The sequence below is a fragment of the Thiosulfatihalobacter marinus genome, from assembly GCF_016019955.1.
Lineage (GTDB): Bacteria > Pseudomonadota > Alphaproteobacteria > Rhodobacterales > Rhodobacteraceae > Shimia > Shimia marinus_A.
Map to the genome: position 1 here is coordinate 53,295 of NZ_JAECRZ010000005.1, position 12,649 is coordinate 65,943.

General features: G+C 61.3%; 12 protein-coding genes. 9 read left to right on the forward strand and 3 right to left on the reverse strand.

The window, feature by feature from the left end; translation table 11 throughout:
- Both I3253_RS09265 and I3253_RS09270 read right to left on the reverse strand, forming a co-directional pair.
- Positions 1 to 666, reverse strand: a complete 666-nt coding sequence (locus tag I3253_RS09265) for an RraA family protein (protein WP_197917377.1) — start codon at positions 664 to 666, stop codon at positions 1 to 3.
- A gap of 15 nt (positions 667 to 681) precedes the next feature.
- A complete protein-coding gene (locus tag I3253_RS09270; RefSeq protein ID WP_332262126.1) occupies positions 682 to 1,464 on the reverse strand; it encodes an SDR family NAD(P)-dependent oxidoreductase in 783 nt (260 codons plus the stop codon).
- 225 nt (positions 1,465 to 1,689) lie between these two features.
- On the opposite strand from I3253_RS09270, the gene I3253_RS09275 reads away from it, so the two are divergent.
- From I3253_RS09275 to I3253_RS09295, 5 genes are all read left to right on the forward strand, one after another.
- Positions 1,690 to 2,967: an ABC transporter substrate-binding protein gene (locus I3253_RS09275; RefSeq protein ID WP_197917379.1), complete on the forward strand. Its 1,278-nt coding sequence runs from the start codon at positions 1,690 to 1,692 to the stop codon at positions 2,965 to 2,967.
- An 84-nt stretch (positions 2,968 to 3,051) separates the two neighbouring features.
- Complete coding sequence (locus I3253_RS09280; protein WP_232237040.1) at positions 3,052 to 3,978, forward strand: carbohydrate ABC transporter permease; 927 nt, start codon at positions 3,052 to 3,054, stop codon at positions 3,976 to 3,978.
- The gene (locus I3253_RS09285; RefSeq protein WP_197917380.1) at positions 3,971 to 4,879 is read left to right on the forward strand and encodes a carbohydrate ABC transporter permease; all 909 of its coding nucleotides are present in this window, start codon (positions 3,971 to 3,973) and stop codon (positions 4,877 to 4,879) included. Before I3253_RS09280 ends, I3253_RS09285 begins: the two co-directional genes overlap by 8 nt.
- A gap of 12 nt (positions 4,880 to 4,891) precedes the next feature.
- Positions 4,892 to 5,989: an ABC transporter ATP-binding protein gene (locus I3253_RS09290; protein ID WP_197917381.1), complete on the forward strand. Its 1,098-nt coding sequence runs from the start codon at positions 4,892 to 4,894 to the stop codon at positions 5,987 to 5,989.
- Positions 5,990 to 6,075: 86 nt separating this feature from the next.
- Positions 6,076 to 7,857, forward strand: coding sequence for an IlvD/Edd family dehydratase (locus tag I3253_RS09295; protein WP_197917382.1), 1,782 nt, complete (start codon positions 6,076 to 6,078; stop codon positions 7,855 to 7,857).
- 25 nt (positions 7,858 to 7,882) lie between these two features.
- On the opposite strand, the gene I3253_RS09300 is transcribed toward I3253_RS09295, so the two are convergent.
- Positions 7,883 to 8,755 carry a MurR/RpiR family transcriptional regulator gene (locus tag I3253_RS09300; protein WP_197917383.1) on the reverse strand — a complete coding sequence of 291 codons (873 nt, stop codon included), beginning with the start codon at positions 8,753 to 8,755 and terminating at the stop codon, positions 7,883 to 7,885.
- Positions 8,756 to 8,880: 125 nt separating this feature from the next.
- Here I3253_RS09300 and I3253_RS09305 point away from each other — a divergent pair, with 125 nt between their 5' ends.
- Genes I3253_RS09305 through I3253_RS09320 form a run of 4 tightly spaced genes read left to right on the forward strand, consistent with a single transcriptional unit; the run spans position 8,881 to position 12,552 of the window.
- Entirely contained in the window at positions 8,881 to 9,642 is a 762-nt protein-coding gene (locus I3253_RS09305; protein ID WP_197917384.1) for an N-formylglutamate amidohydrolase, read from the forward strand.
- Positions 9,642 to 10,148 (forward strand): TRAP transporter small permease subunit, encoded by a 507-nt coding sequence (locus I3253_RS09310; protein ID WP_197917385.1) that lies wholly within the window; start codon positions 9,642 to 9,644, stop codon positions 10,146 to 10,148. The genes I3253_RS09305 and I3253_RS09310 overlap by 1 nt, the downstream gene beginning before the upstream one ends.
- Entirely contained in the window at positions 10,148 to 11,470 is a 1,323-nt protein-coding gene (locus I3253_RS09315; protein WP_197917386.1) for a TRAP transporter large permease, read from the forward strand. Before I3253_RS09310 ends, I3253_RS09315 begins: the two co-directional genes overlap by 1 nt.
- A 47-nt stretch (positions 11,471 to 11,517) precedes the next feature.
- The gene (locus tag I3253_RS09320) at positions 11,518 to 12,552 is read left to right on the forward strand and encodes a TRAP transporter substrate-binding protein (RefSeq protein WP_197917387.1); all 1,035 of its coding nucleotides are present in this window, start codon (positions 11,518 to 11,520) and stop codon (positions 12,550 to 12,552) included.
- Positions 12,553 to 12,649: the final 97 nt, after the last annotated feature.

Consider the following 12,649-nt stretch of genomic DNA (forward strand, 5'->3'; position numbering starts at 1 on the left):
TCAGAACTTTCCGTGCTCCAGATAGGCGTCCACCGGATCGGTGCCCGACAGAATCGCGGCGCGCACCTTGTCTTCGGCGGTCATCACGTTTTCCACCTCGGTCACGACCGCCTGGGCAATCTCGGCGGGGATGATGACGACCCCGTCGAAATCGGCAAGCACATAATCGCCGTTGCGGATCAGAACGTCGCCGATGGTGATCGGTTCGCCGGTGGCGTCGGGCACCCATTTGCCGACGATATCGCGGGGGGTGCGAAACTTGCAGAAGACCGGGAAGCCGATCTTGCGGATAAAGGCATTGTCACGGCTGCCACCATCCACGACATAGCCGCGAATGCCCCGGTACTTGAGCGTTTCGGCCGAAAGCTCTCCCATCAGGGCCAGGCTTGGCGAGTTGGGTTGGCAGATCACGACATGGCCGGCGGGCGCGTCGGACAGGAATTGCACCCAGGGCAGCAGATAGTCGGTTTCGGGGTTGGCGCGCTCGGTATCAAAGGCAACGCCACGCAGGGTGAAGACAGGGCCGCAACAGCGGGTTTCCGCGTCCAGCCCGACAATGTCGTGCGGCAACACGCAATTCTGGCGGCCCATGGCGCGCATGACATCGTAGATGGCGCCGGAATAGCAGTTTTCGAGCCGGTCGGTGAGGGTGGTTGCGTTTGTCATCGGGTCCATGTTCCTTCAGATCCAGCCGCCATTGACGGGAAAGACGCCCGAGGTGCACATGCGCGAATCGTCGGCCAGCAGGAAGGCGACGAGATTGGCCACGTCTTCGGGTTCGATCAGGTCGGGCAGGCATTGCCCGGCATGGATCTCGCGCTCCAGCTCGGGGGTGAGCCACAGCTTGACCTGGCGTTCGGTGCGCACGAATCCCGGCGTGACACAGTTGACGCGGATACGGTCTGGCCCCAGTTCGCGGGCCAGCCCGTTTGTCAGCCCCTCGATGCCGGATTTTGCGGTGACATAGGCCGACAGGTTGTCCAGCCCGACGCGCCAGCTCATCGAGCCCATGTTGACGATGGCGCCACCGCCGGCGGATTTCATTGCGTCGGCAACGGCCTGAGCGGCGAAAAACTGGTGATCCAGGTTGACTTGCAGCGCGGCGCGCCAGCTTTGCGGCGTCACCTCGCCGATTGCATGGCGGGTGTCGTTCGCGGCGTTGTTCACCAGGCCGCGTATCGGGCCGGTCTGTTCCATGACCCCGGCCACACCGGCTTTCAGAGCGCCAAGATCGGTGATGTCCAGCGCGCGGAACACGGGCAGGTGGCGCGGGGCGGTTTGTGCAATCGCCGCGACCAGCGCCGCGCCGGCCGCGGCGTCGATATCGACAAATCCGACCCGTGCGCCCAGCCCGGTCAACCGCTGTACGATCGCTGCGCCGATACCGCTGCCACCGCCGGTGATGAGAACCGCGCGATCCACTAGGCTGGGAAATGAAGCAAATTCAGTTGTTTGCGCTGACACGCTGGCCTCCCTGAGATGTGTCTCATGAGACGGTCTCATTTCAGGTACTACTTGTCAAATGTAAAATACTACTTGAAATGAAAACAAATCCCACTTAACGATTCTGGCGTGGCGCCGGGAATCACCGAAATCCGGTGGTGCAACAAGAGCTGAACAGCCGCCGCCGGGGGGATAGCGCCCATGGGGCGCGACGGTTTGGCGAAATCGAAACGGGAGGAAAACCAGATGAACATACCCTTCAAGACAACGTTGCGGACGACCTGCGTGGCCGCTGCCGTACTTGGGATCGGCGCGGTTGCCGCATCGGCCGAGCCGAAGACCAACATGATGCACCAATGGGCGCAGGGGTCTGAAGCGGCCGCCATTGCCAAGCTGGGCGAAATGTACGAAGCCGCCGGAGGCAAGTGGGAGCAAACCGCGATTGCGGGGCATACCTCGAACACCCTGGCCAAGCTGCGCTCGGATGTGGTGTCGGGGAACGCGCCTGCGGCGGTTCAGCTCAAGGGCCCCGAGATTGCGGAGTGGAATGCCACCGGCGCCACGGCCAATCTTGACGAAACCGCCGCTGCACAGGGCTGGGACGATGTCGTGGCCCCTGAATTGCTGACGGTGATGAAGCCGACAGGCAGTTGGGTGGCGGCGCCGATGAACATCCACCGCGTGAACTGGATGTATTCGTCCAAGGCGATCCTGGACGATCTGGGCATCGACGTGCCCAAAACCTGGGACGAGTTCAACGCCGCCTGCGACAAGGTTCAGGCCGCGGGCAAGACCTGCATCGCCCATGGCGCCGCGGACTGGTCCGACACCACGACCTTTGACAGCGTCGTTTACGGCATGGACGCCGAATTGTATCGCAAGGCCTTTCAGGAGGCCGATCTGGACGCATTGCGCAGCGATGGCATGGTCAAGGCGTTTGCCCAACTGCGCAAGATGGTCGGCTATATGGATGACGGCATCAACGGGCGCTCGTGGGAGCAGTCGATGACCATGACCATGACCGGAGAAGCGGCATTTTTCCTGATGGGTGACTGGACGGTGGCCTCGGCCAACCTGGCCGGGTTCAAGGAAGACATGGATTATGTCTGTACCCAGGCACCGGTGGACTGGGGCGGGACGGGCTTTATCCTGAACGCGGATTCGGTGGTGTTCTTTAAGCAGAAGGATCCCGACTATATCGAAGGGCAGAAACTTTTGGCCAAGACGATCATGTCGCCCGAGTTCCAGGTGACGTTCAACGTGGCCAAGGGATCGATCCCGGCGCGGACCGATGTGGACCTGTCGACCGGCGGTTTCACAAACTGTCAGCAGAAAAGCCTGGCGGACCTGAAAGTGTCGGTGGACACCGGTACGCTGGTCCGGTCGATGGCGCACAACATGACGGTGCTGCAAAAGTATCGTGGCGCGATGATGGAAGTGATCACGGAATTCGTGGCCGATGACAGCATCTCGCCCCAGGAGGCCGCCAATCAGCTGGCCGACGCGGTCGAGTTGCAGATGTAAGCTCTCCCACGTTGCTCCGGTCCGCCCCCGATTGGCGGGCCGGGGTGATGAATTTGCCGCCCGTCACCACGAGGAGACCCCGCGATGCAGTCCCCACCGGACGTTCGCCACCCGCCGAAAGCCACCCGCCGCTGGGCGGATATGGTGCCGCAGTTGGTGCTGGCCCCCACGCTGATCGCCGCCCTTGTCTGGGTCATCGGATTTTCATTGTGGACGCTTTGGATCTCGGTATCCCAATCGACGCTTTTGCCGGACATGGCCTATCAGGGCTTTGAACATTACGCCAAGCTATGGGGCAGCAAACGCTGGACCGTGGCATATCAGAACCTGTTCATCTTTGGCTCGCTTTATGTTGTCGGCACGCTGATTGTTGGCACGCTTCTGGCGGTTCTGATCGACCAGCGGGTTCGGTTCGAAGGCATCTGGCGGACAATCTACCTGTATCCGCTGGCAATCTCTTTCATCGTGACCGGCACTGTCTGGCGCTGGATATTTCATCCCAATACGGGTGTGGAACTGGCCCTGAAAGATATGGGCTGGGTCGCCGCCCGGTTCGACTGGATCACCGATCGGGACCTGGCGCTGTATGTCGTGGTGATCACCGGTATCTGGCACGCCTCGGGTTTTGCCATGGCGCTGATCCTTGCAGGGCTGCGTTCGGTGGACGGAGATCTGGTGAAGGCGGCGCAGATCGACGGAGCGTCGATGCCGCGTATCTATCGCAGGGTGGTGCTGCCGACGATCTGGCCGATCTTTGTCGCGGTGGCTGTGGTGCTGCTGCAATTCGCCATCAAGACCTATGACCTTGTTGTCGCCCTGACGCAGGGCGGGCCGGGGGTGTCGACAACGGTGCCCGCAATCGTTGTTTACGACCTGATGTTTCAGCGTGGCCAGATCGCGCAGGGGGCCGCCGCGGCGGTGATGATCCTTGTCGCGCTGGCGCTTGTGCTGATCCCCTATGCCGTCTGGACCGGCTGGCAGAAACGCAAGGAGGGCACCCGCCATGGCTGATGCCACGACACATCAGGAATTCGATCCGCTGGCCACCGGCGGCATGCGCCGCAGGCTGGTTTCCAAGGCCATCGTCTATGGCGCGCTGGGCCTGTTTGCCCTGGTGTACCTGACGCCGCTATTGATCATTTCACTGAATACCCTGCGCCCGCTGGAGGACATCGTGCGGACCGGCTTCATCGCACTCCCCGAGGCCGAAACGATGACGCTCAGGTACTGGGGCGAGGCGTGGGGTAGCTTTTGCATTGGCGGCACCTGTGAGGGCGTTTCGCGGTTCTACAAGAACTCGCTGATGATGACGATCCCGGCCACGGTGCTGTCGACGCTGTTCGGATTGCTGAACGGTTACGTCCTGTCCAAGTGGCGGTTCCGATATGACGGGCTGGTGTTCGGTCTGATCACGCTGGGCGTGTTCATGCCGCAACAGATGACCCTGCTGCCCTGGGCCTTCGTGCTGGGCAAGCTGGGTCTGTCCAACACGATCGGCGGGCTGGTCTTTGTGCATACGGTCCAGGGAATTTCCTTTACCACGTTGTTCTGCCGCAACTATTTCGTGTCGATCCCCGACGACCTGATCAAGGCCGCGCGGATCGACGGGGCCGGGTTCTGGCGGATTTTCCGCCGGATCATCCTGCCGCTGTCGCCGCCCATCGTGATCGTGACGGTGATCTGGCAGTTCACCGGCATCTGGAACGAGTTCCTGTTCGGGACCGTTTTCACCTCTGGCGCCAACCAACCCATCACCTCGGCCATCGTTGCCTTTTCGGGCAGCGGCACCGGCGAGCGGCACTACAATGTCGAGGCCGCCGCCGTGATCATGGCCGCGATCCCGCCGCTTTTGATCTATGTCGTCGGGGGCAAATATTTCGTGCGCGGTCTCACTCAGGGCGCCGTCAAATAGGAAGCGAAAATCATGTCGTCACTTACCATCAGGGATCTGCGCAAGAGCTATGGCAATGTCGAGGTCCTGACTGACATCAACCTGGAGGCCGAAAGCGGCGAGTTCGTCGCGCTGGTTGGCCCGTCGGGCTGTGGGAAATCCACCCTGCTGAGTATCATCGCCGGGCTGGAAAGCGTGACCTCGGGCGAGGTGCGGATCGAGGATCGGGTGGTCAATAATGACGCGCCCAAGGACCGCGACATCGCCATGGTGTTCCAGTCTTACGCGCTTTATCCCACCATGACCGTGCGCGAGAACATGACCTTTGGCATGGAATGCCGGAACGTGCCCAGGGCTGAGCAGAAAGAGACCGTCGAAAAGGTTGCGGACCTGCTCCAGATCGGGCCGCTGCTGAATCGCAAGCCCAGCCAGCTTTCGGGCGGGCAGCGTCAGCGGGTTGCCATGGGCCGCGCGCTGGTGCGTGATCCCAAGCTGTTCCTGTTCGACGAACCGTTGTCGAACCTGGACGCCAAGCTGCGCATCGAGATGCGCTCGGAGATCAAGAAGCTGCACCAGAGGGTGGGCAAGACCACCGTCTACGTGACCCATGATCAGGTGGAGGCGATGACCCTGGCAAGCCGTATCGCGGTGATGTACAAGGGCGTTCTTCAGCAATACGACACGCCCAAGGAAATCTATGAACGCCCGCGCAACAAGTTTGTTGCGGGATTCATGGGATCGCCGACGATGAATTTCCTTGATGCCAAGGTGGTCGCGCATGGGGATGGTCTGGGGCTGACAGTGGACGGGGGCGATGGTGCGGTGATGCCGGTGACATCGGAAAAATCGGCCGGGCTGACGCAGGGCCAGCCGGTGGTGTTTGGTGTGCGCCCGGAACATTTCAACCCGGTCCACGCCCATCGCGGCGATCCGATCGCGACGCTGAAAGTGCTGGTGGACATGGTGGAACCCACCGGATCGGAAACCATCCTGATGAGCCGCGTCGCCGGGCAGAACGTGGTTGCCAGCGTGGAACCGGACGATGCCCCGAACGAGGGCGAGACCGTCGAGCTGGCCATCAACATGGGCAAGATCTGTTTGTTCGACCCGGCAACCGAGTTGCGGCTGTAGCCCGCGACGGGCCGGGCCATTGGTCCGGTTGCCGCCGCACATTTTTCCGGCCCGAAACCGGGCAGATAATCGACAGGTTTTCGAAGATGAAACTCAGATCGCGCGCATGGTTCGACAATCCCGACAACGCGGACATGACCGCGATCTATGTCGGGCATTACCTAAATTACGGCCTGACGCTGGAAGAGCTGCAATCGGGCAAGCCGATCATCGGCATTGCCCAGACCGGCAGCGACCTGTCGCCTTGCAACCGTCATCACATCGAACTGGCCAAGCGGGTGCGGTCGGGGATCGAGGCGGCGGGGGGCTTGTGTTTTGAATTCCCGGTCCATCCGATCCAGGAGAACGGCAAACGCCCGACGGCGGCGCTGGATCGGAACCTGACCTATCTTGGCCTTGTGGAATGCCTGCACGGCTATCCGCTTGACGGGGTGGTTTTGACCATCGGTTGCGACAAGACCACGCCGGCGCTTTTGATGGGTGCGGCCACGGTGAACATTCCGGCGATTGCGTTTTCGGTGGGGCCGATGCTGAACGGCTGGCACAATGGCAAGAGGGCGGGCACCGGCACCACGATCTGGGCGGCGCGCCAGAAGATGGCCACAGGCGAGATCGGCTATGATGCGTTCATGGACGTGGCGACCGCCTCGATCCCGTCTGTCGGGTTTTGCAACACGATGGGCACGGCCACCACGATGAATTCGCTGGCCGAGGCGCTGGGGATGCAATTGCCCGGAGCGGCGGCGATCCCGGCGCCTTATCGCGCGCGCGGGCAGATGGCCTATCGGACCGGGCAGAGGATCGTCGATCTGGTGCGGGAGGATATAAAGCCTTCGGATATCATGACGCGGGGGGCGTTTGAAAACGCGATTGTCGTCAACTCGGCGCTGGGCGGCAGCACCAACGCGCCGATCCATCTGAACGCGGTGGCACGGCACATGGGGGTGGCGCTGAGCAATGATGATTGGCAGGATCTGGGCCACGACATTCCGCTTCTGACAAACCTGCAACCGGCGGGGGACTATCTGGGTGAGGATTTCTTTCACGCCGGCGGGGTGCCGGCGGTGGTGTCCGAGCTGATCCGGGCGGGCAGGCTGCCTACGCCGGAGGCGCTGACCGTTTCGGGCGCGACAATCGCGGAAAACTGCGCAGCCGAGACTATCCGTGACACGGATGTGATCCGCCCGTTCGAGACCCCGCTGAAGCCGGCGGCCGGATTCTGCAATCTCAGCGGAAACCTGTTTGACAGCGCGATCCTGAAAACCTCGGTGATTTCGGAAACCTTTCGCCAGCGCTATCTTTCCAATGCCGAACACCCCGGCGTTGTCGACCTGCGCGCGATCGTGTTTGACGGGCCCGAAGATTATCACGCCCGGATCGAAGACCCGGCGCTGAAGATCGATCAGAACTGTCTTCTGGTGATCCGCGGGGCCGGGCCGCTGGGCCATCCCGGCGGTGCCGAGGTGGTCAACATGCAGCCCCCCGCCTACCTGATCCGCCAGGGGATCACCGAATTGCCGACGCTGGGGGATGGGCGACAGTCCGGCACTTCGGGCAGCCCGTCGATCCTGAACGCCAGCCCCGAGGCCGCCGCCGGGGGCAATCTTGCCCTGTTGCGCACCAATGATCTGGTGCAGATCGACCTGCCCAACCGCAAGGTGAACATGCTGGTGGGCGACGATGAGATCGCCGCGCGCCGTGCCGAGCTTGAAGCTGCGGGCGGGTACCGCTATCCGGCCAGCCAGACGCCCTGGCAGATGCTGCAACGGCGCATCGTCGGGCAGTTCGACGGCGGCATGGTGATCGAGGAGGCGACAGGGTTTCAGCGTGTGGCGCAGACCATGGGGTTGCCGCGCGACAATCATTAGGCGCGGTTTTCCGTAGGTAGGTGCCCTAGACGAATTTTCGGAAAATGCGGGTGCTGTCGAACATTTCTTCCAGTTCGCCCATGCGCGTCTTGGTTTCGCTCCAGTTCTTTTCCTGCACCGCTGCAATGATGGTTTCGGTCAGCAGCATCATGGCGATGGTGGAATCCCAGGCAGATGGCGCCTCGATCCGGCAATTCAGTGTGATCGAGGCGTGGGTTGCCACCGGCGATTGCCACTGGTCGGTGATCAGGATGATCTCGGCGCCCCGGCTGGCGGCGATTTCGGCCAGGCGCAGAACCGAGTTTTCGTAGCGGCGTATGTCATAAATGACGACCACGTCGCCCTTTGCCATATCCAGAAGCGCGTGCGGCCAGGCGTTGGACGTGCCGCGCACATGGCGCACGTCGCGCCGGATGACCTGCATGTGCAGGTGAAAATATTCGGACAGCGTATGGGTGATGCGCCCGCCCGTCACAAAGATACGGCGGTTCGTGTCGGCCAGAATGTCGGTGACGCGGTCAAACGTGGCCACGTCCAGCCCGGCCAGCGTTTGCCGGATATTCGACAGGACGGAATCGGCAAACCGGTTCAGGATATGGGCATCGGGCGCGTCGCGGGACCAGGTGTCATGTTTGGCGATCGGGTCGGACATGGCCGCCGCCACCTCGGCCCGCAGCGCCTCCTGAAATCCGGGAAAGCCGCTGTAGCCCAGCTTTTGCACCAGCCGCGCCACTGTGGGTGTGGAAACTCCGGCATTCTCCGCCAGCCGCGTGATCGATCCCATACCCGAGGAGGGGTAGTTCTCCAGGATGACCCCGACAAGCTGACGCTCGGCGCGGGTGAGTTGATCATAGACCTGACGGATCAGTTCCTGGGCTGTGTTGTCCACGGTGCACATCCTTCTGCGCTTTGGTCTGTTTGTAAGCATAATTACAAAAGGAATGAAAACGAAGAAAAGTTTTCAGAAAAGATGTTGACAGGTGAGGCGGGGGTGAAGAAACCTGTTCGTCAACAGGAGGCCGCATGACGGATATGCGCAGGATGAGTCAGGCAGTACATGTTGAGGGGGCGCAGGGCGTATCCCCGGTGTTGTTTCTTTGCGAGCATGCCTCGAACCATTTTCCCGGGGAATTCGGCGATTTGGGATTGTCCGGTGACGTACGCCAAAGCCATGTGGCCTGGGACCCGCACGCATTGACCATTGCCAGGAGGCTGGCAGGCGGATTCAATGCACCGCTGGTGTCGGGCGGCGCGTCGCGCCTGATATATGATTGTAACCGCCCGCCCGAAGCGCCCGATGCCGTGCCCGAGCAAAGCGAGATCTATGCCATTCCCGGCAATCAGGCGCTGAGTGAAGCGGCACGCGAGGCACGGGTAGAGGGGATATATCACCCGTTCTGCCAGGCGGTGGACGACACGATCGCGGCAAGCGCGCCGCAGGTCATCGTGACGATCCACACCTTTACGCCGGTTTATTTCAACAGGCCGCGCAGCGTGGAGATCGGCATTCTGCATGACAGCGACAGCCGCCTTGCCGATGCCATGCTGGCCCGCGGCGTTGGTGGCTATGACACGCGCCGAAACGATCCCTATGGGCCGGAACACGGCGTGACCCATTCGCTCAGGCTGCACGCGATTGCGCGCGGTTTGCTCAATGTGATGATCGAGGTCAGGAACGACCTGACGCCGGATGAGGACCGGATGACCAGACTTTGCCGCGCCCTGTCACTCAGCCTGTCCGGGGCGCTTGCCGATATGGGCATCACGACGCGGGGGGCGGCCTGATGCCACGGTTTCTGCTTGGTTATGTTCGAGTTGTGGACGGGTTCAACCGCCGGGTGGGGCGGTTCGCGATGTATGGCATCTTTGTGATGATGGGCATTCTGCTTTGGTCCTCGATTTCGAAGACCTTTTTTCTCCCGTCGCTGTGGACGCTGGAAATGGCGCAGTTCGCCATGGTCGGATATTACATCCTTGGCGGCGCCTATTCGCTGCAACTGGGTTCGAATGTGCGCATGGACCTGTTTTATGGCGGCTGGAGCGACCGGCAGAAAGCCTGGGTGGATGCCTTTACGGTCTTCTTCCTGATCTTCTACCTCGTGATCCTGCTGATGGGTGGCTACGAATCAACAAGCTATTCCTTCCAGTACAATGAACGCAGCCCGACCGCGTGGCGCCCCTACCTGTGGCCGGTCAAGGTGACGATGATGATCGGCATCCTGATGATGTTGCTGCAAGCCATTTCCGAATTCCTCAAAGACGTCGCCAAACTGCGCGGGGTGGAGATCTGATGTCCTATGAAATGATCGCCATCCTGATGTTCTCGACCATGATGCTGATGCTCATGACCGGGCAGCGTGTGTTTGGCGCGATAGGCTTTGTCGGGGTCTTGTCGGCGGTGCTTTTGTGGGGGCCGGGCGGGTCGGATATCGGGTTTTCGGCGGCGATGAAGCTGATGAAATGGTATCCGCTCCTGACCCTGCCGATGTTCATCTTCATGGGCTATGTTCTGTCGGAATCCAAGATCGCCGACGATCTGTACAAGATGTTCCATGTCTGGATGGGGCCGGTGCGCGGTGGTCTGGCGATTGGTACGATTTTGTTGATGGTGCTGGTTTCGGCAATGAACGGGCTGTCGGTGGCCGGCATGGCGATTGGCGCGACGATAGCCTTGCCGGAACTGTTGAAACGCAACTATGACAAGCGGATGGTGACGGGGGTGATCCAGGCCGGATCCAGCCTGGGCATCCTGGTGCCGCCCTCTGTTGTGCTGGTGCTGTATGCGATGATCGCGCGCCAGCCGGTGGGACAGCTGTGGCTGGCGGGCGTGTTTCCTGGCCTGATGATGGCGGCGCTGTTCATTCTTTACGTGGTGATCCGCTGTCGTCTGCAACCCGAGCTTGGCCCGGCCCTGCCCGAGGCAGACCGCGATATGTCCCGCGCCGAGAAGATGAAGCTGTTGCGCGCGGGGCTGTTGCCGCTGTTTATCTTTGCGGTGATGATGGTGCCCTTCGTGAATGGCTGGACCTCGTTGGTGGAAAGCTCGGCCGTGGGGGCGCTGACCGCGTTCCTGGCGGCGGTGGTCAAGGGGCGCATGACGCGCGAGGTTTTTGAAAACTCAGTGCGCAACACGCTAGGCATATCCTGTATGTTCATGTGGATCATCCTGGCCGCGCTTGGGTTTGGCGCGGTGTTCGACGGGTTGGGCGCGGTGCGCGCCATTGACAATCTGTTCACCGAGCAGCTGGGCCTTGATCCGTGGATGATCCTGATCCTGATGCAGCTTTCGTTCCTGTTGATGGGCACGTTCCTGGACGACACCGCGATGCTGGTCATTGTCGCCCCGCTTTATGTGCCGCTGGTCAAGGCGCTGGGGTTCGATCTGATCTGGTATGGTGTGCTATACACGATCACCACCCAGATCGCCTATATGACGCCGCCGTTTGGATATAATCTGTTTCTGATGCGCGCCATGGCCCCGCCCGAGATCGGCCTGCGCGATATCTATGCCTCGATCGTGCCTTTCGTGATGGTCATGGTGCTGGCGCTGACGCTGGTGATGGCCTTCCCCGAGATCGCTCTGTGGCTGCCCGATTACGTTTACGGAAAATAACCGACAGACCCCCGGCAAGGGGGCGTAACACACAAGGAGAGAAGACGATGACCACAAGACGCAAGTTCCTTGCCACCGCCGGTGCCGGCGCGATGGCCGCGCCGCTGGCCACCCCGGCCATTGCGCAATCCACGATCAAGTGGCGTATGCAGACCTATGCCGGACCGGCGCTGGCCGAACATGTGGTGAAGCCCGCGATCGACATGTTCAACAAGATCGCCGGCGACCGGATGCAGATCGAGCTGTTCTTTGCCGATCAGCTGGTTCCCACCGGAGAGCTGTTCCGCGCCATGCAGCGCGGCACAATCGATGCGGTCCAGTCGGACGACGATTCGATGGCCTCGCCCACCGAAGTCACCGTGTTCGGCGGCTATTTCCCCTTTGCCAGCCGCTATTCGCTGGATGTGCCGGTTCTGTTCAACCAGTACGGGCTGAACGAGATCTGGGACGCGGAATATTCCAAGGTTGGCGTGAAGCATATCAGCGCCGGGGCGTGGGATCCCTGCCATTTCGCCACCAAGGACCCGATCCGCAGCCTGGACGATCTGAAGGGCAAGCGGGTGTTTACCTTCCCGACCGCCGGGCGGTTCCTGGCGCAGTTCGGCGTGGTGCCGGTGACGCTGCCATGGGAAGACATCGAGGTTGCGGTGCAGACCGGCGAGCTGGACGGCATTGCCTGGTCGGGCATTACCGAAGACTATACCGTTGGCTGGGCGGACGTGACCAACTACTTCCTGACCAACAACATTTCCGGCGCCTGGGCGGGATCGTTCTTTGCCAATATGGACCGTTGGAACGAGTTGCCCGAGGACCTGCAAACCCTGTTCCGGGTATGCACCGATCAGTCGCATTATTATCGCCAGTGGTGGTATTGGGGCGGCGAGGCCTCGCTGCGTGTCAACGGCACCAAGATGCAACTGACCTCGATCCCGGATGCCGAATGGCAGAAGGTCGAGGACGCGGCGCTGGTGTTCTGGGACGAAATCGCCGCCGAGTCGCCGACCAAGGCCAAGGTTGTCGAGATCTTCAAGAAGTACAATTCGGATATGCAGAAAGCCGGGCGGCCCTACCGCTATAGCTGATGCTGCCATTGATCGCCCCGGCCAGCTGGCCGGGACGGTCCCAAATCAAAACGGGCCTCGGGGTTTCATGCTCCGGGGCGCAAGTGCAAAAGGGATC

Excerpts from the sequence above, each read along its gene's own strand:
- I3253_RS09265 (WP_197917377.1), bottom strand. The coding sequence starts at position 666 with ATGACAAACGCAACCACCCTCACCGACCGGCTCGAAAACTGCTATTCC.
- I3253_RS09275 (WP_197917379.1), top strand. The coding sequence starts at position 1,690 with ATGAACATACCCTTCAAGACAACGTTGCGGACGACCTGCGTGGCCGCT.
- I3253_RS09280 (WP_232237040.1), top strand. The coding sequence starts at position 3,052 with ATGCAGTCCCCACCGGACGTTCGCCACCCGCCGAAAGCCACCCGCCGC.
- I3253_RS09285 (WP_197917380.1), top strand. The coding sequence starts at position 3,971 with ATGGCTGATGCCACGACACATCAGGAATTCGATCCGCTGGCCACCGGC.
- I3253_RS09290 (WP_197917381.1), top strand. The coding sequence starts at position 4,892 with ATGTCGTCACTTACCATCAGGGATCTGCGCAAGAGCTATGGCAATGTC.
- I3253_RS09295 (WP_197917382.1), top strand. The coding sequence starts at position 6,076 with ATGAAACTCAGATCGCGCGCATGGTTCGACAATCCCGACAACGCGGAC.
- I3253_RS09300 (WP_197917383.1), bottom strand. The coding sequence starts at position 8,755 with ATGTGCACCGTGGACAACACAGCCCAGGAACTGATCCGTCAGGTCTAT.
- I3253_RS09305 (WP_197917384.1), top strand. The coding sequence starts at position 8,881 with ATGACGGATATGCGCAGGATGAGTCAGGCAGTACATGTTGAGGGGGCG.
- I3253_RS09310 (WP_197917385.1), top strand. The coding sequence starts at position 9,642 with ATGCCACGGTTTCTGCTTGGTTATGTTCGAGTTGTGGACGGGTTCAAC.
- I3253_RS09315 (WP_197917386.1), top strand. The coding sequence starts at position 10,148 with ATGTCCTATGAAATGATCGCCATCCTGATGTTCTCGACCATGATGCTG.
- I3253_RS09320 (WP_197917387.1), top strand. The coding sequence starts at position 11,518 with ATGACCACAAGACGCAAGTTCCTTGCCACCGCCGGTGCCGGCGCGATG.